19 protein-coding genes are annotated in these 24,688 nt (G+C 61.9%); 11 read left to right on the plus strand and 8 right to left on the minus strand.

Annotated features, from left to right (window positions below):
• Positions 1-152 precede the first annotated feature (152 nt).
• From BKP54_RS08475 to BKP54_RS08495, 5 genes are all read left to right on the plus strand, one after another.
• The gene (locus BKP54_RS08475; RefSeq protein WP_025428682.1) at positions 153-965 is read left to right on the plus strand and encodes a cupin domain-containing protein; all 813 of its coding nucleotides are present in this window, start codon (positions 153-155) and stop codon (positions 963-965) included.
• A 321-nt stretch (positions 966-1,286) separates the two neighbouring features.
• Positions 1,287-2,486 carry an acyltransferase gene (locus BKP54_RS08480; RefSeq protein ID WP_025428683.1) on the plus strand — a complete coding sequence of 400 codons (1,200 nt, stop codon included), beginning with the start codon at positions 1,287-1,289 and terminating at the stop codon, positions 2,484-2,486.
• A 15-nt stretch (positions 2,487-2,501) separates the two neighbouring features.
• A complete protein-coding gene (locus BKP54_RS08485) occupies positions 2,502-3,605 on the plus strand; it encodes a glycosyltransferase family A protein (protein ID WP_025428684.1) in 1,104 nt (367 codons plus the stop codon).
• A 1-nt stretch (position 3,606) separates the two neighbouring features.
• Entirely contained in the window at positions 3,607-4,635 is a 1,029-nt protein-coding gene (locus BKP54_RS08490; protein ID WP_025428685.1) for a glycosyltransferase family A protein, read from the plus strand.
• Positions 4,636-4,646: 11 nt separating this feature from the next.
• Positions 4,647-6,440: an ABC transporter ATP-binding protein gene (locus BKP54_RS08495; protein ID WP_025428686.1), complete on the plus strand. Its 1,794-nt coding sequence runs from the start codon at positions 4,647-4,649 to the stop codon at positions 6,438-6,440.
• Between the two features lie 202 nt (positions 6,441-6,642).
• Here BKP54_RS08495 and fba read toward each other — a convergent pair whose 3' ends face one another.
• Positions 6,643-7,686 (minus strand): class II fructose-bisphosphate aldolase, encoded by a 1,044-nt coding sequence (fba, locus tag BKP54_RS08500; protein ID WP_057211221.1) that lies wholly within the window; start codon positions 7,684-7,686, stop codon positions 6,643-6,645.
• Between the two features lie 752 nt (positions 7,687-8,438).
• Between fba and BKP54_RS08510 the strand changes: the two genes are divergently transcribed.
• From BKP54_RS08510 to BKP54_RS08525, 4 genes are read left to right on the plus strand one after another with little or no spacing between them, the layout of a single operon-like run.
• Complete coding sequence (locus BKP54_RS08510; protein WP_025428689.1) at positions 8,439-10,037, plus strand: peptide ABC transporter substrate-binding protein; 1,599 nt, start codon at positions 8,439-8,441, stop codon at positions 10,035-10,037.
• Positions 10,038-10,091: 54 nt separating this feature from the next.
• A complete protein-coding gene (oppB, locus tag BKP54_RS08515) occupies positions 10,092-11,015 on the plus strand; it encodes an oligopeptide ABC transporter permease OppB (RefSeq protein WP_025428690.1) in 924 nt (307 codons plus the stop codon).
• A complete protein-coding gene (locus tag BKP54_RS08520) occupies positions 11,008-12,138 on the plus strand; it encodes an ABC transporter permease subunit (RefSeq protein WP_025428691.1) in 1,131 nt (376 codons plus the stop codon). The genes oppB and BKP54_RS08520 overlap by 8 nt, the downstream gene beginning before the upstream one ends.
• 1 nt (position 12,139) lies before the next feature.
• The gene (locus BKP54_RS08525; RefSeq protein WP_025428692.1) at positions 12,140-13,741 is read left to right on the plus strand and encodes an ABC transporter ATP-binding protein; all 1,602 of its coding nucleotides are present in this window, start codon (positions 12,140-12,142) and stop codon (positions 13,739-13,741) included.
• A gap of 145 nt (positions 13,742-13,886) precedes the next feature.
• On the opposite strand, the gene BKP54_RS08530 is transcribed toward BKP54_RS08525, so the two are convergent.
• Positions 13,887-15,254 (minus strand): sigma-54 dependent transcriptional regulator, encoded by a 1,368-nt coding sequence (locus tag BKP54_RS08530; RefSeq protein ID WP_025428693.1) that lies wholly within the window; start codon positions 15,252-15,254, stop codon positions 13,887-13,889.
• Complete coding sequence (locus BKP54_RS08535; RefSeq protein WP_025428694.1) at positions 15,251-17,077, minus strand: sensor histidine kinase; 1,827 nt, start codon at positions 17,075-17,077, stop codon at positions 15,251-15,253. Before BKP54_RS08535 ends, BKP54_RS08530 begins: the two co-directional genes overlap by 4 nt.
• A 250-nt stretch (positions 17,078-17,327) precedes the next feature.
• Between BKP54_RS08535 and BKP54_RS08540 the strand changes: the two genes are divergently transcribed.
• Complete coding sequence (locus BKP54_RS08540; protein ID WP_025428695.1) at positions 17,328-18,260, plus strand: VOC family protein; 933 nt, start codon at positions 17,328-17,330, stop codon at positions 18,258-18,260.
• A 74-nt stretch (positions 18,261-18,334) separates the two neighbouring features.
• Positions 18,335-18,937, plus strand: a complete 603-nt coding sequence (locus BKP54_RS08545) for an alpha/beta hydrolase (protein ID WP_025428696.1) — start codon at positions 18,335-18,337, stop codon at positions 18,935-18,937.
• A 3-nt stretch (positions 18,938-18,940) separates the two neighbouring features.
• Here BKP54_RS08545 and BKP54_RS08550 read toward each other — a convergent pair whose 3' ends face one another.
• Genes BKP54_RS08550 through BKP54_RS08570 form a run of 5 tightly spaced genes read right to left on the minus strand, consistent with a single transcriptional unit; the run spans position 18,941 to position 24,641 of the window.
• Complete coding sequence (locus BKP54_RS08550) at positions 18,941-20,053, minus strand: ABC transporter permease (RefSeq protein WP_025428697.1); 1,113 nt, start codon at positions 20,051-20,053, stop codon at positions 18,941-18,943.
• Between the two features lies 1 nt (position 20,054).
• The gene (locus BKP54_RS08555) at positions 20,055-21,203 is read right to left on the minus strand and encodes an ABC transporter permease (RefSeq protein ID WP_025428698.1); all 1,149 of its coding nucleotides are present in this window, start codon (positions 21,201-21,203) and stop codon (positions 20,055-20,057) included.
• Positions 21,200-22,936, minus strand: coding sequence for an ATP-binding cassette domain-containing protein (locus BKP54_RS08560; protein WP_084814351.1), 1,737 nt, complete (start codon positions 22,934-22,936; stop codon positions 21,200-21,202). The genes BKP54_RS08555 and BKP54_RS08560 overlap by 4 nt, the downstream gene beginning before the upstream one ends.
• Positions 22,933-23,943: a secretion protein HlyD gene (gene hlyD, locus BKP54_RS08565; protein WP_025428700.1), complete on the minus strand. Its 1,011-nt coding sequence runs from the start codon at positions 23,941-23,943 to the stop codon at positions 22,933-22,935. Before hlyD ends, BKP54_RS08560 begins: the two co-directional genes overlap by 4 nt.
• Entirely contained in the window at positions 23,940-24,641 is a 702-nt protein-coding gene (locus BKP54_RS08570) for a CerR family C-terminal domain-containing protein (protein ID WP_107027242.1), read from the minus strand. Before BKP54_RS08570 ends, hlyD begins: the two co-directional genes overlap by 4 nt.
• Positions 24,642-24,688 lie beyond the last annotated feature (47 nt).

Below are 24,688 nucleotides of genomic sequence, written 5' to 3' on the forward strand. Positions count from 1 at the left end.
AAATGGAATGCAAATCAAATTTGGTGATCGAGAGAACACCGGCGCTGATGACGCATTCTTGTAAAAGGTCATGCCCGGCAGGTAAGTTCGCCAACGCGCAGGCGCGGCGCAGATTCGCGCCGGCACCCGCGATCGAAACAGGGAAACAGAAAATGGGCGGCGTGCGCTACAAGGTTGCCGAGGCTGCACGGCTGGCGGGTGTATCCGCCTCGACGCTCCGATTGTGGGAAACCCAAGGACTGGTCGTGCCCGAGCGCTCACCGACGGGCCACCGGCAATACACCGAAGGCGATCTCGCCCGGCTGAAACGCATTTCCTGGTTCCGGGTCGAGCGCGGTCTCAATCCCGCGGCCATCAGGGAAGCGCTCGAAGCGGAAGCGGCCGGGGACGACGACGCGCCCGCACCGGGCGAAAGCGGTCTCGACAATCAGGTCGGTCGCAAGCTGCGCAGTCTGCGGCATGCCGCCGGCCAGACTCTCGAACAGGTCGCAGGCGACGTCGGCATTGCCGCTTCTGTCCTCTCGACGCTCGAGAGAACCTCGCAGGGCGTGTCTGTCGCTGTTCTGCACAACATCGCCGAATATTTCGGGTCGACGGTATCGAGCCTGTCGGGCGAAGAGGAGACCGATGGTCGAGCCGTTGTCCGTGCGGGAGAATGGCGCACCTGGCCGAAGACGACGCCCGGTGTCACCGTGCAGCTTTTGGCCGACGGTCGCAACCAGATGGATTGCCATCGCTTCGTGCTGGAGCCGGGTGCTTCGAGCGAAGGCGCCTATCGGCATGAAGGCGAGGAATTCGTCTATGTGCTTTCGGGGCGTGTCGAGTTCATTCTCGACAGCGATCAGTTTTACGACCTGAGCGCCGGCGATTCGCTCTACTTCGAAAGCAAACGCCGCCATGCCTGGTCCAACCGGCATGACGGCGAAACGGTTCTTCTCTGGATCAACACGCCGCCGACGTTCTAACCCTCGGGCTGACTGGACGACGCTCGTTTCTGAAACGAAACAAGCGCTTGCGGTGCGGTTCTGCAGCGGCGACCGAATTTGCAGGCGTGGCGTCAGCCGCCAGCCGCCGGTATATGCGCGCGCTTGCCAATCAAGCGGTCAAAGTTTGGCCCTATTCGGCCCTAAGGTTTTGGGGGCCGCCCTCAACGTGTCTTGCGACCGACCGAACCCTTCGCGCTTCTTCGAAGCAAATGGCAACCTCGCGGCAAAAATCGTAGCTGACCACGGAGTTGGCTCCACAGGAAGTTGACCGCAGCGGTCGGAACTCCGAGGGGACGTTTAATGCTGACTATGCGCGACCGGCAACTGGACGGATTGAGAGCCGTTGCCGTTTCGATGGTGCTGTACGCGCATTTCTTTGCCGCCGACGATTCCCATTGGGGGCATCTCGGCGTGCGGCTATTCTTCGTGCTCAGCGGCTTTCTGATAACGCGCCTGCTCCTCGACGCGCGTTCCGCGGCTCAGTTCGAAGCAGCGACGACCCTCAGGTCGTTCTATATTCGCCGTGCCCTGCGCATCTTCCCACCCTATTTCGGCATGCTTGGCTTCGTGTGGCTGGTCAACCTGGAAGGCTCCAGGGAAGGCTGGGCATGGCACGCGCTTTATCTCTCGAATTTTTGGTACGCGCTAAAGGATGCGTGGACGCCGTGGGTGCTCTGCCACACCTGGAGCCTGAGCATTGAAGAACAATTCTACATCGTCTGGCCGCTCCTCATTCTGCTGACGCCGCGCCACTGGATCGGGCGGCTCTGCGTCGGCGTCATCGCCTGCTCGCTGGCATACCGATTTTATTGGCCGCTCACGGGGGAGCCCTCGCTTGCACGAGACCTGCTGCCTCCGGCATCGATGGATGCGCTGGCGGCTGGTGCCCTCTTGGCTGTTCACCGATCGACGGCCACGGCCTGGCCGCGGTGGATGACAGTCAGTTGGCTGCCGTTTTCCATATTATCCCTCGTGCTGCTTTGGGGTCGATCGATGCCGGTGGGGCCGGCACTTGATTGGATCGTTTGGATCGGTCTCGAAGTTTTGCCTCTCGTCCCGCTTGTAATGTTGGTCGGCACCGCTTCCGCCGGGTTTCGTGGCGATTTCGGCAGGTTGCTGGAACTCCCGCCGCTAACGGCGCTTGGGCGTGTCAGCTATGGCGTCTACCTGTTTCATCCGGTCGTGCTGGCGCTGGTCGTCAAGGCGCAGGGGTGGATACCGGTCAACGTTTCGGAACAGGGCGTTGGGCGCTTGGTCGTCGCAGGTGCCGCCACTTTGGTCGTGGCGGCGTTCTCCTGGCTGGCGTTAGAGAGGCCGCTCAACGGCTTGAAGCGGCACTTTCCCTATCTTCGTGCCAACGGTCGGCCAAGTGCACCATCCGCGAGTGCTGGAAGCACTGTCGACTGGTTTCAGGGGCGAGGGGACGAGCGGCCGCATCCGGCTTATCGTGCGGACGCCGCTGGCCGGGCAAACGCGCTTCAAGCCTCAGATCTGCAATAGTGTTCGAGATTGTTCATGACCGTTCCGTTGGTTTCCGTCCTGCTGCCCGTTTACAACGCCGAGTCCTATCTCGCCGCGGCGCTTGAGAGCATTCTGAGGCAGGATTACCAGCGGCTGGAGATCATCGCCATCGACGATGGTTCGCGTGATCGCTCACTGGAAATCATGCGGCGTTATCAAAAGGCCGATGACCGCGTCACTATCATCTCCCGCGAGAACCGCGGTTTGATCGCGAGCTTGAACGAAGGTCTCGCTCTGGCAAAGGGCGATCTCATCGCACGGATGGATGCCGACGACATTTCCTATCCGTCACGGCTGTCGCGGCAGGTGTCGCTGTTCATGCAACAGCCACAGCTCGCGCTGTGCGGCACCGGCATCGATACGCTCATCGGCGATCGTATCGTCCGTGGCACGCCCAATCCAATCTATCGGCCGGAGAACCTGAAGGCGCTGTCGATGTTCTTCACGATCTTCATGCACTCGACCGTCGTCTACAACAGGCATGTCATACCGGAGGATATGCTCACCTATGACGCGCTTTATGTGCATGCGGAGGATTTCGATCTCTTCCGGCGCGTCACCGACCGTTTTCCGGCGATGATGATCGACGAGGCCATGGTCGCCTATCGTATCCATGGCAACAGCGTGACGAACAAGCACAAGCGCCAAATGCGCCGCACCCACTTGAAGATTGTTGCTGAAAACCTCGAGCGCGAACGTCTTTGCGACAATCCCCAGGCGCTCAATGACATCGGCCTTGCCGTCACGGCCGAGACGATCGGAAATGCTGCGAACTGCATTCTGGCGCTCGAAGACAGGATTTCCGGGTACCCGCAGCAAAGCCGCGCCGGCCATGACGAAGGCGCCTTGAACCTATTCTATTTCCTCTACCAGCTTGTCAGCGACGAGCGGCGGCCGCAGCTCACCCATGAGTTTCTGACGCAGACGGGCAAATGGGGACTTATCCGGCGCCGGGAGCGATACGGCCTCATCGCAGGCGTTCATGCGCCCTGGTGCAGCAGCATGTCGCTGGCTGCGATGAGGCGCATGGATGCCCTGTCGCGATACCTGCAGTCCGTCCCGGCAGCGAACGTCCTTCCTCGTCATGGCCCGGTTTAATATGACAGTCGAACGCCCGGCATGGGCGGCAAAGGGATGCGCGAACGCGACGGAGACGCCGTGGGTGCCGACGTCGGCCGCGCGCGAAGAGACCTTCGCAAGCTTCATCGTCTGCACGCGCAACCGCGTCGAGGCGCTCGATGCCTGTATCCGATCGATCGAGGCGGCGTGCCGCTTCCATGCCGGAGATCGATGCGAGCTTGTCGTGGTGGATAACGGCTCCACGGACGGCACGCCCGATTGCATCAGCCGTATTGCGGCCGCGTCACCCATGGCGATCACGCATGCCGTCGAGACCCGACCGGGCCTGGCTGTCGCCCGAAATACGGCAATGGCACATGCGCGCGGCAGGATCCTGATCTTCATTGATGATGACTGCGAAGTCGACGTCGGCTATCTGCGCGATCTGGAACACCACTGTGCAGGCGGCGGGGGCGGGGTCATCCGCGGCGGCCGTGTCGAGCTCGGCAACCCCGCCGACTTGCCGTTCACCATCAAACGGTCGAACGTGCGCGAACGGCTGACGCATGAGGTTCATCCAGGCGGCTTCGTGTTGGGTTGCAACATGACGATGCATCGTGAGGTCGCATTGCGCGTCGGTCCCTTCGACGAACGGTTTGGCGCCGGCGCGCCGTTGCTGTCGGCAGAGGACACCGATTATCTCGTGCGCGCTGATCGGCTTGGCATCCCCGTCGAATATGTCCCCGACATGGTCGTCTTCCATCATCACGGCCGTCGCGCACGGGCGGCAATCGAGACGCTTCATTGCAACTACAGCTTCGGCAATGGTGCGCTTTGCCTGAAGCACCTGCGCACCGCGCCGTGGCTGCTGCGGCATTTCTGTTGGACCGTCAGGTCGGCGTTCGGGGAAATCTTCGGCGGCGCCCGGTTCGACCCCGTCTTGCACCTGTCGCACTGGCCGATCGTTTTCATGAACCTGCTCGGTGCCCTCAAGTTCGTGGGCCTGTTCGTCGCGGAGCGGTCGCCAGGTCCGGTCGAGCAACGGGCCGAAGAGCAACTCCATCGCTGAGGACGGTCGCCATGTTCAGAATCTTCTTGCCGGGCCTGCAGCTATTGCGCGATGCGCTGGGCGGGCAAATGCGTCTGCTTCCGGCCGTGGTAATTCTCGGCCTTTTCAGCGCAGCACTCGAGGGCGTCGGTATCGGCCTCATCATCCCCATGCTCGGCATCATTGCCGGCGATCAGGATCCAGCGGCATTGAACGGCGTCTCCTCGCTGTTCCAACAGGTCGGATCGGGGCTGGACGACGGCGAGCGGCTGATTGTCATCGCCGGCGCGGCCTTTGCCTTGATCGCGCTCAAGAACGTCCTCGCCTTTGCCAACAGCGTGCTCGCGACCTTCATCTACGGCAAGGCAGGACACTCGATCCGCAGCGCCCTGTCGGCTCAGCTCCTGCGGGTCGGCTATCCTTTCTTCATGAAGGAGAATCCGGGGCGGCTGCTCAACATCATTTCAAATGAGTCCTGGCGGGCCTCCGATGCAATCCAGACCGTCCTTGCGGCGCTCGTGAATGGCTCGGCTGCCATCATTCTCCTGGCATTCCTCCTACTTCTGTCCTGGCAGATGACGTTGTTCGTCGCGCTCGGCCTCGTTCTCGTCCAGCTCGTGCACTACGTCCTGTCCGCAACCCTCAAGGGGCCGAGCCGCGAAGTTACCTCCTTCAACAGCGAGCTTGCGGCTCGAATGCTCCATCTTGTTCATGCCGGTCGTTTGATACGGATATTCGGCCAGGAGGCGCGGGAGAAGGCCGTGTTCGATACGGCGTCGGATGCGGTCAGACGCGCCGGGTTCTCGCTACAGGCCCGTCAGGGCGTGCTGCCGCCACTCACCGAGACGCTCCACTCCGCCCTCTTCCTGGCTGTGGTTGTCGCCGCCTGGTCTGGCGGCGTCAGCTTTCCCGTCATCGTTGCCTTCGTGGTCCTGCTCTATCGCTTGCAGCCGCACGTGCGTGCGCTGCAATTGTCCTGGAGCCAGATCCAGGGCTGGAGCGGCTCATTGGAGGAGGTGCGGTGGCTGTTGGACGCATCCGACAAGCCAAAGCCACCTGAGGGGAGGGAGCCATTCGATTGTCTGCGACAGCAGCTGAGATTTGATCGGGTGACCTTCCGATATCCGAGTTCTGGCTCGCGTGCCGTGGTGCTGCATGCCGCGACATTCAATATCCGTGGCGGCCGCTCGACGGCGGTCATCGGCCGGTCCGGTGCCGGGAAAACCACGATCGTCAATCTGTTATGCCGCTTCGTCGAACCGGACGAGGGGCAGATCCTCGTCGATGGTATCCCCCTGAACCGGATAGACCCGGTTCAGTGGCGGAACCAGATCGCGCTCGCCAGCCAGGACCTCGAATTGGTGGATGGTACGATCCTCGAGAACATCACCTATGGCCGGGAGGCGACGACCGCAGAAGTGGAGCACGCGGCCAGGATGGCCGAAGCACACGGCTTCATCGAAAGCCTGCCGCAGGGCTATCAAACCGTCGTCGGATACAGAGGCGCCAGCCTCTCGGCGGGGCAGCGGCAGCGGGTTGCCCTGGCCAGAGCCCTCGTGCGCGACCCCGAGATCCTGATCCTGGACGAAGCCACCAACGCGGTCGACGGCCTGTCCGAAGCGGCCATCGTCGAGACGCTGAAATCGAGGGCCGGGCACCGCACGACCATCGTCATCAGTCATCACCGCAGCACGATTTCATTTTGCGACGAGGTCGTCATCCTCGGCGGTGGCCGGGTGAAAAGCCAGACGCCTTTCGCTGACGTGGCCACCTTGAGCATGGATCAGCTTTACGAGCACGAAGCGGCGGGCGAGCGCCGCGCCTGAATGAGCGCTGGGGCCGAGTGAGTACTTGGATATCGCGTGGCCTGGCGTCCGCTCGCCGAACCAGCCATCGCGATCGAAACGAAATCGGCGCGCGGCCGCTTGATCACGGGCCGCGCGCCGACTGTTGTCTGTCGCCAAGCGCTCGAACAGGGCACCCCCGTTCCCGTCGTTCCATTGGGAAGAGGGGCGGCCGGTTCGCGGATCAGGCGGCTGCGTAGCGCTTTGCCATCTCCGGCAAGCGCAGGGTGCGGATCTTCGATGCCTTGCCGGCGGTGCGGAAGGCTTCGAAACGCTCCCTGCAAACCTCGGTCATGAGAGCCGTTGCTGGCTTTAGGTAGGTGCGCGGGTCGAAATTCTCCGGGTTTTCAGCGAAGTTCTTGCGGATCGTTCCGGTCATGGCCAGACGCAGGTCGGTGTCGATGTTGACCTTGCGCACGCCGAGCGGGATCGCCTTCTGGATTTCCGACACCGGAACGCCCCAGGTCGGCTTCATCTTGCCGCCATAGGTGTTGAACAGGTCCTGCAGATCCTTCGGGACCGAGGACGAGCCATGCATGACGAGGTGGGTGTTCGGCAGGCGCTTGTTGATCTTGGCGATCGTTTCGATCGACAGGATGTCGCCATCTGGCTCGCGGGTGAACTTGTAGGCGCCGTGGCTGGTGCCGATGGCAACGGCCAGCGCATCGACGCCGGTCTTGGTGACGAAGTCGAAGGCCTGTTCCGGATCGGTCAGCAGCTCCTCGCGCGACAGCTTGCCTTCGAAGCCGTGGCCGTCTTCCTTGTCGCCAGCGCCGGTTTCCAGGTTGCCGAGGCAGCCAAGTTCGCCTTCGACGGAAACGCCGGCCGCATGGGCGATCTTCACGACTTCGGCGGTGACCGCGACATTGTATTCATAGCTGGCGACGGTCTTGCCGTCTTTCTCCAGCGAGCCGTCCATCATGACGGAAGTAAAGCCATTGGTGATCGCCGAAATGCAGGTCGACGGCTGGTCGCCGTGATCGAGATGCAGACAAACGGGAATGTGCGGATATTCTTCCGCCGCACCAAGGATGAGATGGCGCAGGAACGCATCGCCCGCATAGGAGCGAGCACCGCGGCTTGCCTGCAGGATGACGGGAGAATCAGTGGCGTCAGCCGCGCGCATGACGGCCTGAATGTATTCGAGATTGTTCACATTGAACGCCGGCAGCGCGTAGTCGTTCTCCGCCGCATGGTCGAGCAGTTGCCGCAATGTGATCAATGCCATTCGATATCTCCCTTTAGTGTTTCGGCGCAGCCTGGTGCGCCACGAAAATTGGTCCGGCGAAGCGCCGCACGTGCTTGCATCGACGCAATGTCGATGGCCGGATTGTCGTGCGGCGTGACAACGCGTGCGAAATGGTCGCGCCCACCGAAGTCTGGCGCACAATAGTTCATCAAAGTGGTTTGGCAACGGTCAAGAGGGCCCCTGCGAGGGGTGCCGAAGCCGCTTCAATCGATTTTACTGTGGACTGGATGCAACACAGCGGATCTAACCGTTTCGCTTTCTAGTGGTGCGCCGCGGATGAGCGGGTAGGGAAAGGTCAATACCACTTTTCCGTGTGTCGATGGTGGGTTGCACCGAGACAGAAAACACTTATAGGGAAACACAGTGTCGCTGCTGAGTGAACGCTTTGCAAGAAGATTGCGGCAAAGGCTCTGTTTCTTTCCGCACATTACGTAAACTGCGCCTTGAATTCACGAAATTTGCATCAGGGCCGATTCTTGCCGTTCTGGGGACAGAGCGGCGCCAGCATCTAAAACGTTGCAGTAGAAACGCGTGGATTGCCGCCCGGTTGTCACACCTGCGTCGCAAAAACGACGAAAAGGACCGCAAACGAAATACAACCTGTGATTTCGTAAAATTACAACTCTATAGATAAAGATGCAGCAGGTTGCAGAATCCGCCTTGCGTTCGAGAAAGATTTGCACTTCTCTCCTGCGATCACAAACCCAAAAAAGGGGAAGGAGAGAAACAAAATGGCATCACTGAAACTCAACCTAAGCGCTGCCGCGCTGATCGGCTCGTTGCTCATCGGAGCAAGCCCGGCTCTTGCCGAAGCTGTCCTGCATCGTGGCAACGCCGGTGAGCCGCAGACGCTGGACCAGGCCCATACGTCGATCAACATCGAAGAGTTCATCCTCAAGGATCTCTACGAAGGCCTGACGATCTATGACGCCTCGGGCAAGATCGTCCCGGGTGCAGCCGAAACGTGGGAGCTTTCGGACGACGGTACGGTCTATACCTTCAAGCTGCGCGCTGACGCGAAGTGGTCCGACGGTTCACCGTTGACTGCAGAAGATTTCGTCTTCTCGTTCCGCCGTGTCGAAGACCCGAAGGTCGCGGCCGGCTACGCCAACATTCTCTTCCCGATCAAGAACGCCGAAAAGGTCAACAAGGGTGAACTGCCGACCGACCAGCTCGGCATGAAGGCTGTCGACGACAAGACGCTCGAAATCACGCTTGAGCGCCCGACCCCGTTCTTCCTCGAGCTGCTGGCGCACCAGACGGCACTTCCGGTCAGCAAGGCAAGCGTCGAAAAGAATGGCGCGGACTTCGTCAAGCCGGGCGTCATGGTTTCGAACGGTGCATTCACGCTCGCCGCGCACGTTCCGAACGACAGCCTGACCGCCGTCAAGAACCCCAACTACTGGGATGCCGCCAACGTCAAGCTCGACAAGGTCATCTTCTACCCGATCGACGACCAGGCCGCCTCGGTTCGCCGCTTCGAAGCGAAGGAAATGGATCTCGCCTACAACTTCTCGGCCGATCAGCTCGATCGTCTGCGCAAGTCCCATGGCGAACAGGTTCATGTTTCGCCGACGCTCGCGACCTACTACTACGCCTTCGATACCCGCCAGGAGCCCTATAGCGACGTTCGCGTTCGTCAGGCCCTGTCGATGGCAGTCGATCGCGACTTCCTCGCCAAGGAAATCTACGCCGGCTCGCAGCTGCCGGCCTACTCGATGGTGCCCCCGGGCATCGAGAGCTACGGTGATCCGTCCAAGGCCGAGTTCGGCACCCTGTCGCAGCTCGATCGCGAAGACAAGGCACTGGCTCTGATGAAGGAAGCCGGTTACGGCGAAGGTGGCAAGCCGCTCGAAATCGAGCTGCGCTACAACACCAACCCGAACCACGAGCGTGTTGCAACGGCCGTTGCCGACATGTGGAAGAACACCTTCGGCGCCAAGGTGTCGCTGGTGAACCTCGACGTGTCCTCGCACTATGCCTACCTGCAGGAAGGCGGCAAGTTCAACGTTGCGCGCGCCGGCTGGGTTGCCGACTACGCCGACGCCGAGAACTTCCTCGCTCTCAGCCTTAGCTCCAACAAGACCTTCAACTACGGCCACTTCGAAAACGCTGAATTCGACGCGCTGATGAAGAAGTCTTACGAGGAGCAGGATCCGGCAGCTCGCTCCAAGCTGCTGCATGAAGCTGAAGCTCTGCTGATGAAGGAACAGCCGATCGCTCCGCTTCTGACCCAGGCCGACCTGTGGCTGGTTTCCGACCGCGTCAAGGGCTGGCAGGACAACTCGCCGAACCAGCACTTGAGCCGGTTCCTGAGCGTCGCCGAATAACGAACAGGGACGACGCGCGGTGAAAATGCCGCGCGTCGCCTCCGGAGCACGTCAATGATTTCCTTCATCCTTCGCCGATTGGCGAGTGCGGTGCCGACCTTGTTTATTGTCGTCACCATTTCCTTTTTCCTGATGCGGTTTGCCCCTGGCGGCCCCTTCAACCTCGAGCGTCCTCTTCCGCCACAAACAATGGCGAACCTGATGGCGACCTATCAGCTCGATCAGCCCCTGTGGCGCCAATACGTTCACTATCTCAGCAATGCGGTGACCGGCGACTTTGGCCCGAGCTATATCTACAAGGATAACAACGTCGCGCAGTTGATCGGCAAGGGCTTGCCCTATTCGATGGAGCTCGGCCTGTACGCACTGCTGTTTGCCGTGATCGGCGGCGTTACCGCCGGTACGATCGCTGCACTCCGGCAAAACAGCATCCTCGACTTCACGATCATGTCGGTCTCGACGCTCGGCGTCACCGTACCGAATTTCGTCGTTGGTCCTGTCTTGACGCTGGTCTTCGCCATCGTCCTGGCCTGGCTGCCGGCCGGCGGTTGGGGTGACGGTTCGTTGCGCTTCCTGATCCTGCCGATGATCGCGCTCGCACTGCCGCAGCTCGCGGTCTTCGCGCGGCTTACCCGCGGTTCGATGATCGAGGCGCTGCACACCGACCATATCCGAACGGCCAAGGCCTACGGCCTTCCGGCAAGGACAGTCGTCATCACCCACGCCATGCGCGGCGCGATGCTGCCGGTTGTCTCCTACCTCGCACCTTGCGCGGCGGCATTGCTCACCGGTTCGGCTGTGGTCGAGACGATCTTTACCATTCCGGGCGTCGGCCGCTACTTCGTCCTCGGGGCGATCAACCGCGACTATACGCTGGTGATGGGCACGGTCATTCTCGTCGCCATCTTCGTTATCGTTTTCAATCTTTTGGTCGACATTCTCTACGGCCTGCTCGATCCGAGGGTTCGCCATGACTGATGTCGTCCAGACGCCGGCGGTAACGCCGGAAACCAAGGGGCGCAGCCTCTTCCAGCTGGCGGCCATGCGCTTCAAGCGCAACCGCGCTGCCATGGCCGGCTGCGTCATGCTGGCCCTCATCGCAGTATTCTCGTTCCTCGGGCCACTGTTTTCGCCGCATACCTACGACCAGGTGTTCCCGTCCTACGTGAATATCGGACCAAGCCTCGAGCCGCGCCCTGACACGTCCACCCTGCAAGGGGTGATGGAAGGGATCGCAACACGCGCCCGCGTCACGCTCAAGGAGTTCAACATCGACGGTGAGACCTTCACCGCGACGATCACCTCAGAGCAGCCGATCGATGCCCGCGCGACGCGCTACTTCGATCGTGCCAACGAGTTCCGTGACACTCAGGTCGTGGCAACGGAGGACGAGGGTCGTACTCTCAAGGTGACCGGTCAGGTGAACCGCGAGTATTTCCCGTTCGGCACCGATTCGAACGGCCGCGATCTGCTGGTGCGCGTCATGCTCGGCGGCCAGATCTCGATTGCCGTCGGTCTCTTGGCAAGTCTCGTGTCGCTCGGCATCGGCGTCGTCTACGGCGCGACGTCGGGTTACATCGGCGGCCGCGTCGACAACGTCATGATGCGACTGGTGGAGATCATGTATTCTCTGCCGTTCGTCTTCCTCGTTGTCGTGCTCGTGGTCTTCTTCGGACGCTCGTTCATCCTGATCTTCCTGGTGATCGGCGCGGTCGAATGGCTGGATATGGCCCGTATCGTGCGCGGCCAGACGCTGGCGCTGAAACGGCGGGAGTTTGTCGGTGCAGCCCAGGCGCTCGGCCTGACGGACTGGCAGATCATCCGCCGGCACATCATTCCGAACACCATCGGTCCTGTCATCGTTTTCGTCACCGTCGTCGTGCCGAAGGTGATCCTGCTCGAGAGCTTCCTCTCCTTCCTCGGCCTTGGCGTTCAGGCGCCGCTGACGAGCTGGGGAGCGTTGATTTCGGAAGGTGCCAACAACATCCAGTCGGCGCCCTGGCTGCTGATCTTCCCGGCCATCTTCTTTGTTCTGACGCTGTTCTCGTTGAACTTCGTCGGCGACGGCCTGCGCGATGCGCTCGACCCGAAGGACCGCTGACATGGCTGACACAAACGAAACCATCCTGGCCGTTCGCGGCCTCAAGGTGAACTTCTCGACGCCTGACGGGACGGTCGAAGCGGTCAAGGGTATCGATCTCGACGTGCGTACCGGCGAGACTCTTGCTGTTGTCGGCGAGTCCGGCTCGGGCAAAAGCCAGACCATGATGGGCATCATGGGACTGCTCGCCAAGAACGGCACCGTTACCGGTTCTGCCCGCTATCGCGGTCAGGAGCTGGTGGGTCTTTCGCCCAAGGCGCTCAACGGCGTGCGCGGTTCCAAGATCACGATGATCTTCCAGGAGCCGATGACCTCGCTCGACCCGCTCTACACGATCGGCCGGCAGATCGCCGAACCGATCGTGCACCACCGCGGCGGCACGTTCAAGCAGGCGCGCAAGCGCGTGCTGGAACTGCTCGAACTGGTCGGCATCCCCGAGCCGGGTCGACGCATCGACAGCTATCCGCACGAGCTTTCGGGCGGCCAGCGTCAACGCGTGATGATTGCGATGGCGCTCGCCAACGAGCCTGACCTTTTGATCGCCGACGAGCCGACGACAGCGCTTGACGTGACGATCCAGGCTCAGATCCTCGATCTCCTGAAGTCGTTGCAGAAGCGCTTCGGCATGGCGATCGTGCTGATCACGCACGATCTCGGCATCGTCAAACACTTTGCCGAACGCGTCGCGGTAATGCGCCGCGGCGAAGTGGTGGAGCAGGGAACGACCGCAGACATCTTCGAGCGGCCGCAGGCCGACTATACGAAGATGCTGCTCGCGGCAGAGCCGAGCGGCCGCAAGGCACCTCCGGCGGACAGCGCACCGATCATCCTTGAAGGTCGGGACGTCTGTGTCGACTACGCGATCGGCGGTGGGTTTTTCACCCGCGGCAATGCCGTCTTCCGCGCGGTCGACAAGGTCAACCTGCGGCTTCGCGAGGGCCAGACGATCGGCGTTGTCGGTGAATCCGGCTCCGGCAAGTCGACGCTTGGGCGTGCTTTGCTGCGGCTTTTGCCGAGCAGCGGCTATTACCGCTTCGGCACGACCGACATCTCCGGCTTCGACCGCGGCCAGATGCGCCCGCTACGGCGTGCGCTGCAATTGGTGTTCCAGGATCCCTATGGCTCGCTGTCTCCGCGCAGGACCGTCGGTGAAATCATCACGGAAGGCCTGCACGTGCACGAGCCCTCGCTTAGCCGTGCCGATCGCGACCGTCGTGCCATCGAAGCGTTGAAGGAGGTCGGGCTCGATCCGGCCTCGCGCAACCGCTATCCGCACGAGTTTTCGGGTGGTCAGCGGCAGCGCATCGCGATCGCGCGTGCCATGATCCTGAAGCCGAAGGTGGTTATTCTCGACGAGCCGACATCGGCGCTCGACCGCTCCGTCCAGGGCCAGGTTATCGAGCTGCTGCGCGATCTGCAGCGCTCGCACGGCCTGTCCTACATCTTCATCAGCCACGATCTGTCGGTGGTGAAGGCAATGTCGGACTACGTGATCGTGATGAAGAACGGCAAGATCGTCGAGGAAGCCGATACCGACGGGATCTTCACTGCACCGAAGGAGCCTTACACCAAGACGCTCATCGGTGCGGCCTTCAACGTTTAAGGCGGAACCCTTACCAGGGCTTTGCAGGGGCGCGGCATCCGCGCCCCTGTTCTCGTTTTGGGTTGGGCGCAGCAGTGTCGCGGGTACGCGGTATTGCGGGGACACCATGCGCATGACGTCCGGCGTCGCCGCGTGGTCGCCGACGTTACCGCCCGTCGCTTTCGCCAGACATGTCCGTCGCAACGAGCTTCTTGTCGAGGCCAAATTTCTGCATCTTCTCGTAGAGCGTTTTCCGTGAGATGCCGAGCGACTCGTATACGGGCTTCAGGGCGCCGCCGTAGGTGGCTATGGCATTGGCAATCAGCCCCTTCTCAAACGCTGCGACCTTGTCGGCCAAACGGCCGCTGTTCGGCTCGGACGAGTTGATTTCGTTCGAGGCCGTATCCAGCCCAAGAACCAGCCTTTCGGCGGCGTTACGCAATTCGCGCACGTTGCCCGGCCAGTTGCGTTCCGCCATCTCGGCCAGCAGGTTCTGCGATACCTCGACTTCATCGCGGCCGTAACGAGCCGCGGATTCCCGTACGAGCTGCAGGAACAAGAGCGGAATGTCGGCACGACGCTGCGTCAGCGGCGGCACGCGCAGCGTCGCGACATTGAGGCGATAGAGAAGGTCGGGCCGGAAGCGGCCGGCGGCCACCTCCTGCTCGAGATCGACCTTGTTGGTAGCGATGAAGCGTACATCCAGCGGCACCACCTCGTTGGAGCCGAGCCGCGTGATCACGCGCTCCTGCAGGACGCGCAGAAACTTGGCCTGCAGATCGATCGGCATCGAGCCGATCTCGTCGAGCAGGATGGTGCCGCCGCGCCCATGTTCGAACTTGCCGTAGCGTGGACGGATCGCGCCGGGAAACGCGCCTGGCTCATGTCCGAAAAGCTCGCTCTCGATCAGGTTTTCGGGCAGGGCTGCACAGTTGATGGCGATGAAGGGATTGTTTGCCCGGCCGCTCAGATCGTGCAGGGTGCGGGCCACGACCTCCTTGCCGACGCCGGTGTCGCCGATGATCAAGGTGTCGGCATCAGAGGCGCCGATTGCGCGGACCCGATAGCGCAGATCGACCATGACCTGACTGCGGCCGGGCAGGCGTTGTTCAATGTCGTCGCGCTTGCCGGCCACCGCCTTGAGCCGCCGGTTTTCGAGTACCAGTGCGCGCCAGTCGAGCGCGCGGCGAATGGTGCCGGCAAGCATCTGTGCGGTGAAGGGCTTTTCGACGAAATCATAGGCGCCTTCGCGCATGGCACGCACGGCCAGTTGAACGTCGCCATGGCCGGTGACAAGGATCACCGGCACCTCGACGTCGATCTCGCGGATGCGCTGCAGGAATGTCATCCCGTCCATGCCCGGCATCCGGATGTCGCTGATGACGACACCGGGAAAGCTGAAGCCGATGAACTCCAGGGCGTGTTCTGCGCTCGCGAAGGTATCGACGCGGAAGCCGGCGAGTTCCAGCGCCTGCGCACTCGAATGGCGCAACTCCTCTTCGTCATCGACAAGCAGGACGCGGCTCTCGATCATTCGGCGGCCTCCTGGCCCTGCTCATTGGCGACGGGAAGTTCGATGCGGAATTCCGCACCGCCTTCGGCAAGGTTCGTGGCAGTCAGGCTGCCGCCGAAGTCCTTGACGATGTTGTAGGAAATGGACAGGCCAAGGCCTAGTCCCTTGCCGACGCCTTTGGTCGAAAAGAATGGGTCGTAGATGCGCTCGGCGATCGCCGCAGGTACGCCGGGACCGCGGTCGCTGACCGCGAGCACGACCTTGTCGCCGTCGCTCCAGGCGCGAAGCCGGATGTGGCGATCGTCCAGCCCCTCGACCGCATCGGCTGCGTTGGAGATGACATTGACCAGCACCTGTTGCAGACGGACAGAACCGGCGCGCACTACCAGCGGCGCTGGACCAAGGTCGATGTCGATGTCGGCCGCAGCCGCCTTCAGCCTGACGGCGACGATCTCCATCGTGTCGCGCACGACATCCTCGATCAACACCGGCCCCAGCTTCTCGTTGGGCTTGCGCGCAAAATTGCGCAGATGCCGGCTGATTGCCGCCATGCGGTCGACCAGGCCGGAGATGCGCCGGATGTTGTCACTCGCCTCTTCGGCCCGCCCACGCTCGATCAGCAAGGCTGCGCTGTCGGCATAGGTTTTTGCCGCCGCCAGTGGCTGGTTGAATTCGTGCGAAAGCGCCGCTGACATCTGGCCGAGGCCGGCGAGCTTACCCGCCTGGATGAGGTCCGCCTGGGTCCGACGCAATTGTTGCTCGGTCTGGCGCCGTTCGGCGACTTCTTCCTCGATCTGCACGTTGACGCGCGCAAGGTCCGCGGTGCGTTCGTCGACGCGTCGCTCGAGTTCGGCCTGGGCTTCCGCCTGCATCGAGATGCGCTCGTTGAGGCGGGAGCGGCGCTGCCAGAGAATGGCGGCGGCAAGGCCGGTGAGGCATAGAAGCAGAAGGGCAGCGATGACGGTGGTCAGCGCCTGGGTGCGGACGGATGCCGTGTCGGTCAGCACATTCACAGTCCAGTCGGCATCGGCCATGTATTGCGACAGTAGCAGGTACTCCCGGCTAGTGTCGCTGGACGCGATCGTCATCAGGTCGTGATCAGTGAGGCTGGTGCGCGCGACAGGCAGTGCGCGCAAGGTGGCATTGGCATAGCGCCTTGATGTCTCCGTGCGTGCAAGCCGCTCCGGGGTCAGCGGCAGGACTGACGCATAGAGCCATTCCGGCGTGCCGGACATGAAAATGATGCCCTCCGGGTCGGAAACGAAGATCTTGTATTCGCCTCCCTGCCAGGATGCCTCGATGCTCTCGATATCCACCTTGAAGACGATGACGCCGCGAATGTCGTCACCCACGCGGATTGGCGAGCCGAAATAGTAGCCGCGTTTCAACGATGTCGTGCCGAGTGCGTAGAAGCGGGATTGCTGCCCGCGCAGGGCTTCCTGAAAATAGGGGCGATAGCTGAAATTCTGCCCGACGAAGCTCGTCGGACCGTCATAGTTGCTGGCAGCAATCGTGTCGCCGTCCGGCGTGATCACATAGATATCGGATGAGTTGAGAAGTGCATTGATATCTTTGAGATAGGCGTTCACGGCCTCTCTCAGCCGGCGGTCGCGCGGTCGTGTCGCAAGTTCACGGATGTCGTCGTGGTCGGCGATCAAAGCGGGCAGAGCCTGGTAGCGGTTGAGGTGACCATCGAGGGCCGCCACTGCGAGCCTGAGCGCCGTATTTGCCTGCGCCGATGCTTCATCGAGATAGCTGCGCGTGGCCACAGCATTGCCTTGCCAGGCAAGCGCGGCAACCGCCAGCGGCAGCAGGATGACAGCAACAACCAGGCGGTATTTCACGGAATGTCTGGGCTCCTCCTCCCGCACGTTCCCGACAGCCACAATGTGGCCGATGCCGATCTTAAGCAGCAGCCGATCCACCCACAAGGCACGGATCGTCTGCTCGCTATTCGTTCAACGATTTTCTCCAGTCGTCAACGGTATGTTGACAATGCGTTTGGTCGCGGCCGTCTTTCGCAACGATCCGGATGGGCGCATCTATGCGTCATGACAAAGCCCGGTCTTGGCGGGCAGAGAAAGGATCACGGCAATGCTCAATCAGATCAAGGGCCTGCACCACGTTACATCGATGGCGGACGACGCGTTCACCAACAATCAGTTCTTCACGAAGACACTGGGCATGCGTCGCGTCAAGAAGACGGTGAACTTCGATTCCCCCGACGTCTATCATCTCTACTATGGTGATGAAGCCGGCACGCCCGGCACGGTGATGACCTATTTTCCTTTCCCGCAGATGCCGCGCGGACGTGCCGGCACGGGCGAAGTCGGGACCACCGTCTTTTCCGTTCCCGAGGGCGCACTCGGCTTCTGGCGCGAGCGGCTGTCGAGCCTCGGCGTCAGCGGGCTCAAGGATGAAGAGACCTTCGGTGAAAAGCGTTTGAACTTTGCAGGCCCTGATGGTGACGGCTTTGCGCTGGTCGAAGTGCGCGACGATCCGCGGTCGCCTTGGACGGATGGCGGCGTTTCGCAAGACCATGCAATCCACGGCTTCCATTCGGCCGCAATGCGGCTGCGCGACGAAGGGGCGACAGCGGAACTTCTGAAGTTCATGGGCTACGAGGAGCTGGACCGTAAGGACGGCGTCACCCGCCTGATTATGCCTGATGGCAACGGCGCGGGCCTGATCGACCTTGAGACCATGCCGAACCTCAACCGTGCCGCTCAGGGGGCGGGTTCCGTTCATCACATCGCCTTTGCCGTCGACAATCGCGAAAAGCAGCTCGAAGTCCGCAAGGCGCTGATGGACACCGGCTACCAGGTCACCCCGGTGATCGACCGCGATTACTTCTGGGCCATCTACTTCCGCACGCCGGGCGGGGTCTTGTTCGAGATCGCCACCAACGAGCCGGGCTTCAACCGTGATGAGGATCTGGCCCATCTCGGCGAGGCGCTGAAGCTGCCGCAACAGCACAAGCACCTGCGCCCGGTTCTCGAAAACCATCTGCAGAAGCTGGAAGCCTAAATCTATTGGCTGAAGCGCACGGCGGCGGGCGACGCCGCCGATGCCACATCCGGCAAGCAATAAGGAGACTTTCCATGGCAGATCACGGCTACGTCCATAAACTGAAGGCCGGCGAGCCCGGCAATCCGATCTTCTTCGTCTTCCACGGCACGGGCGGCGACGAAAACCAGTTCTTCACCTTCGGAACCCAGCTGATGCCGGAAGCGACGATCATTTCGCCGCGTGGCGACGTGTCGGAGCATGGCGCTGCCCGCTTCTTCAAGCGGACAGGCGAGGGCGTCTACGACATGGCGGACCTATCCCGTGCAACCAAAAAGATGGCCGAATTCGTCAGGGCCGTCGCAGGCGAACACCAGGCATCCGAGGTCATTGGGCTCGGCTATTCGAACGGCGCGAACATTCTTGCCAACGTGCTGATCGAGAACGGCCTATTCGACAAGGCTATCCTGATGCATCCGCTAATCCCGTTCCGCCCCAGAGACAATGCAGCGCTCGCGGGGCGTCAAGTTCTGATCACGGCCGGGGAGCGCGATCCGATTTGCCCGGCGCCTCAGACGCAGGCATTGGCGGACTATTTCAAGGCGCAGGGCACCGCCACCGAGATCGAATGGCATGCCGGTGGGCACGACATCCGCCAGAATGAAATCTCTGCGATCGAGCGTTTCATCAAGGGTTGATATTCATTCCAGCCGGCGGCGGAACAGCCATGAAGCGGCCGAGAGCGTGACAAGGGCGATGACGCAGAGCGGAATCGTCTGGCGCACGACCTCGGCCAGCGGGATGTCCTTGAGGAATACGCCCTTCACGATCACCAGGAAGTAACGCAGCGGATTGACGAGCGTGACCGGCTGCAGCCAGGCGGGCATGTTCTCGATCGGCGTGGCGAAGCCGGAGAGCAGCATTGCCGGCACCATGAACAGGAAGGCGCCGAGGATTGCCTGCTGCTGTGTCATCGACAATGCGGAAATGAACAGGCCGAGCCCGACAACGGCGGCGAGATAGAACACTGCGCTGCCGTAGAGCAGGAACAGCGAGCCACGCAGCGGCACGCCGAAGATGAAGACGGCGGCGAGAATATAGACGGTGATGTGGAACAACCCGATCATCATCGGCGGGATCAGCTTGCCGATCAGGATCTCGTGGGTGCGCAACGGCGACACCATCAACTGGTCGAAGGTGCCAAGCTCCCGTTCGCGCGCTATCGAGAGCGCCGTGACGATCAACCCGATCAACAGCGCAATGCTGGCAACCAGATTGGGCACCATGAACCATTGATAGGTGAGGTTGGGATTGAACCAGTTTCGGGCCACGACCGTGATCGCCTCGGACGACACGCGCTTGCCGGCCGGCGTATCGGCGGCGAGCGTGCCGACGATGCGTCCGAGATAGCCGGAGACGATCTGGGACGCATTCGACCGACGCCCGTCGAGAATAATCTGGACCTTGGCGGGCTGGCCAGCTTCTATGTCGCGCGAGAAGGTTGGGCCGATCTCCAGGGCGGCAATAGTGCGTTGCCTGTCGATGGCGTCGCGAACTTCATGCTGATCATCGGTGAACGCGATGCTTCGAAACGTCGGGGAGCCGTCGATCCGTTCGACCAGTTCTTGTCCCCAATGGCCGTTGTCGCGATTGAGAACCATGACGTCGACATTGGTCACCTCGAGCGTAGCCGCATAGGAAAACACCAGAAGCTGCACGATCGGCGGTCCGATCAGGATTGCGCGGCCCTTGGGGTCGCGCAGCACTGCCAGCAGTTCCTTGACGATCAGCGCCTTGAGCCGGGTCCACCACATGTCAACCAATCCTCTTGCGGGTGCTTCGGGCCGCGAGCGCGAAAAACACGCAGCCGATCAGCAGCATGACGGCGATCGCCTGCAGGAACATCGGCCAGATGTCGCCTGCCAGAAACACCGTTTGCAGGCTCGGAATGAGATAACGGGCTGGCACGATGAAGGTGATCCATTGGATGACAGTCGGCATCGAGTTGATCTCGAACAGGAATCCGGACAGCAGAAAGGCCGGCAAGAAGGCCGAGATCAGCGCAAGCTGCGAGGCCAGGAACTGGTTCTTGGTGGCCGCGGAAATCAGAAGACCCTGGCCGAGCGCCGGCATCAGGAACGTCGCCGAAAGCGCGTACAGGGCTGCAACGGAGCCGCGGAACGGGACGCCGAAAAGGAAGACCGCGAGAAGTACACAGAGCGTCATCGACGCCAGCCCGAGCAGAAAATAGGGCAACAGCTTGCCGGCGAGCAGCTCCGCTGCCGATACGGGCGTTGCCATCATCGCCTCCATCGTGCCGCGCTCCCACTCGCGCGCGACGACCAGTGAGGTCAAAAGCGTGCCGACGAGGGTCATGACGATGGCGATCGAGCCGGGCACGAGGAAGTTCCGGCTCGTCAGCTCCGGGTTGAACCAGAACCGTTGCTCCGCGGAGATTGCCGGCGGCCGGCCGGCATCCTCCTCGAGCCGTTGGCGCTCCCAGTTGGCGACTGTAGCCTGGGCATAGTTCTGCACGAAGTTGGCGGTGTTCGGATCCGAGCCATCGACGAGAACCTGTAATGCCGGGTGTCGTCCGGCGGCATGATCGGCGGCAAAGCGGGCAGGGATGATGACGATCCCACGGATACGCCCGAGCACGAGATCGTCTTCGAAATCGCGACGGTCACGGCCGAGACTGACGGAGAAGTAGCGCGATGCCTGAAAGCCTGCGGCGAGATCGCGCGTCAGGGGCATCTCCTGCTCCACCACCAGGCCGATGCGCGTTTGCGTGGTATCGAGCGATACGCCGTAGCCGAACAGGAACAAGAGGATCAGTGGCAGGACGAAGGCGATGAGGATGCTGCTCGGATCGCGGACGATCTGGTAGCTCTCCTTGCGCACAAGTGCTGCAAAGCGGCGTCCGCGTCCGGTCGTCGGCGTTTCGATTTGTGCCGACGTATTCATGCCGCGGCCTGTTTTTCTTCAGACCCCTGCACCAGGGCGATAAAGGCGTCTTCCATCGTCGGGTCGGGGTTGGCCGCATCGGCCACCTGCTTCTTCAGGTCGTCCGGCGAGCCGAGCGCGATCGAGCGCCCGCGATAGATGAGCGAGATCCGATCACAATACTCTGCCTCGTCCATGAAGTGGGTGGTGACCAGCACCGTCACGCCCTTTTCGACGAGGCCATTGATGTGGGTCCAGAACTCGCGACGGGTGATTGGATCGACGCCCGAGGTAGGCTCGTCAAGGAACAGCGCTTCCGGTTCGTGCAAAACGGCGCAGGCAAGGGCAAGGCGTTGCTTGAGGCCGAGCGGCAGGTCCTTGGCGGACATGTCGAGCAGACGGCCGAAACCGAAAATCTCGACCATCAATCGCGTCCGCTCCCGCTTGCGCTCGCCGGACAGGCCATAGACACCGGCAAAGAAATTCAGGTTCTGCGCGACGCTGAGATCGCCGTAGAGCGAGAATTTTTGAGCCATGTAGCCAAGGCGGTTGCGCGCTTCGGCGGCGTCGCGGCGCAGGTCGAAGCCGGCGACGCGTCCTTCGCCGGCGCTCGGCTTCAACAGTCCACAGAGCATCTTGAACGTCGTCGATTTTCCGGCGCCATTGGGCCCGAGAAGTCCAAAAATCTGGCCACGTGGAATCTCGAAGGTGATGTCGTCGGCAGCGGTGAAATCGCCAAAGCGCTTTGTCAGGCCATGGGCCTCGATCACTGGCCTGCCGTTCTCGTTCCTAAACGGCGTCTGCGCCTCGGCCAGTTTCGAGCGACCGCCCGGACCGCCGCCGAGCATGTCGATGAATGCATCTTCGAAACGCGGCGGCGTCACCGTCGCTTGCGGCGCGGCGTCGTTCCTCTCTGGCGATGCCGATGGCGGGGCTACCCCTGATGCCATGACAAGGCGGATAGCTTCCCCCTGGATGACACCGTCGACGACGCCGTCTTCGTCGAGATATCGCGCAAGCACCTCGCGGCGGCGTCCCGTGATGCCGGAAATCTTGAAGACACGATCGGCGACGCGCCCCGTCAACTCGGCGGGCGCGCCGGCAAAAAGCAGCTTGCCCTCGTTCAGCAGCATCACCCCGTCGCAGGCCTCCGCCTCGTCGAGATAGGCCGTGGACCAGACAACGCCGATGCCGGAGGCCGTCAGGTTTTCGACCATCTTCCAGAGGTCACGTCGGGAAATCGGGTCAACGCCGACGCCCGGCTCATCGAGCAGCAGCAGGCGTGGTTTGCGGAGCAACGCGCAGGCAAGCCCGAGCTTCTGCTTCATGCCACCGGAAAGCTTGCCCGCCAAGCGCGACGTAAAGCGCTTGAGGTCGGTGAATTCGAGCAACTCGTCGTATGTCGCAGTGCGTTCGGCGAGCGGAAGGCCGCGCAGGTCCGCATAGAGATCGAGGTTTTCCTGCACGCTCAGATCTTCATAAAGGCCGAAGCGCTGCGGCATATAGCCTATGGACGCCTGAATGCTGGCGGGATCCTTCGCGGTGTCGAAGCCCAGCACGTCCACCGTGCCCTCGTCGGGCAGCATCAGGCCGGTCATCAACCGGATCAGGGTGGTTTTTCCCGCACCGTCGGGGCCGACCAGGCCGGTGATGCGACCGCCGAGAATTTCCCCGTCGATATGATCGAGCGCGGGCGCGCGCTCGCCAAAGCGCTTTACCACGCCGGAGATCCGAACGAAGGGTTCGTCGGTCATGGCACGCGCCCTTCAGCCGGTGGCAGACGTACGGTGACGGGCATGCCCTGGCGCAGATCCTCTCCCGGTTTGGTTACCACGATACGCAGGCGGTAGACGAGATCGGTGCGCAGTTCCGGCGTTTCGACCGACTTCGGCGTGAATTCGGCAACCGGAGAAATAAAGCCTACCGTTGCCTCATAGGGCCGGTCCGGGGCCGTATCCGAGACGATCTCGACTTTCATGCCGGGATGCACACGGCCAAGGTCGGGTTCGGCGACGTAGGCGCGAACCCAGACGGGCTCATTCAGCGAAAGCACATAGGCGGTATCTGCTGGCGCAATCATCGCGCCGGGCTCGCGTACACGGGAAAGCACGATGCCGTCGCTCGGCGCCAGCAACTGCGTATCGGAAAGCGAAGTGCGCGCGCTGGCAAGCTTGGCTTCGGCAGCCTGCACCTGTGCGGTGGCAGCCGCGATGTCTTCGACCCGACTTCCTTCCTCAAGCAGTGCAAGTGCTTCGCGGGCGGAGGTGGCGCGAGCGGCCGCCGCGGCGCGAGCGGCGCTTGCTTCGTCGAGATTCGCTTGCGAAATCGTGCCATTCGGCCGCAATTGTCGGGCGCGCTTATAGGCGAGCTCGGCATTCTGGAGATCGGCGAGACGCTCCTCGTGGGCGGCGCGCGCCTGAGCGATCTCGGTCTTGCGTGCACCGGCTTTCAGCTTTTCAAGATTGGCGCGCAGCGCACCGAGGTCCGCCTCGGCCGCGTCGACCGCCTGTTGAAAAGGCGTGGCGTCGAGGCTGCCGAGGATATCGCCCGTCTTGACTGGATCTCCTTCGTCGACAGCAAGCTTGTCGATGCGCCCGCTCACGCGAAAGCCGAGAGACACCTGCCTGATATCGACATTGCCGTAAAGCACTGAGGCCGAGCGCTGTTCGGTCCATCCAAGCCGCAAGGGTAGCTCGAACCACCAGCCGGCAGCGACTGCTCCGGCGAGGAGGACGACCGGGATGAGTACTTTCCGGTTCATGGGCGGCGCTCCCCATTCTCTCCGAGCGCTTCGACGAGGCCGGCGGCATGGCGCTGCAGCATCTCCAGTTCGGCGGGGCCGACGGCCTCCCACCGCATCTGCCGTAGCAGTGCGGCATGCGCCATGCGGAAGACGAGGATGCTGCCGACGAAAGACAGCGTCTTCAGCCGGACCTGCTCCGATGCCGGGTCCTCACCAAGGATCGCGCCGACCAGTCGGCCGGCAATGCCGATCATCGGCCCCATGATGTTTTCGTAAACCCGTGCGAAGGCTTCCGTCGGCTCCATCTGCTCGCGGATGATGAACCGGGCCCAGCTCTCGGACTGCCGGCTGACGAACAGGCCGACCATGCGCTGGGCCATCTGCGTCAGCAAGGCGCGTGCCTCCGTTGGGCTCATGGCGCCACCTTCCGCATCAAGCCGTGCAAGGCGTTCCAAGATCACGGTTCGCAGATCGGCGACATGCCCGCCGATGATCGCCGCCAGATGCTCGGCTGCGGCGATGTAGAGGCCTTCCTTGCCGCCGAAGTAGTAGGGGATCGCCTGCAGGTTGACGCCGGCCGCATCTGCGAGTTTTCGAGTACTTGCCCCGTCAAAGCCATAGCGTCCAAAGACGTCGATCGAGGTCGAAAGCAGCTTCTCTTTGGTGAGGTCGCCGCGATCGGGTTTTGGTGTGGGCTGGGAGTTTTTGTTTTTCATCACGTGCGCACATTGCGGCATTCGAGTGATTAAGTCAATCGAATGAA

The organism is Ensifer sp. 1H6 (assembly GCF_001976035.1).
In the GTDB taxonomy this organism is placed as follows: Bacteria; Pseudomonadota; Alphaproteobacteria; order Rhizobiales; family Rhizobiaceae; genus Ensifer; species Ensifer canadensis.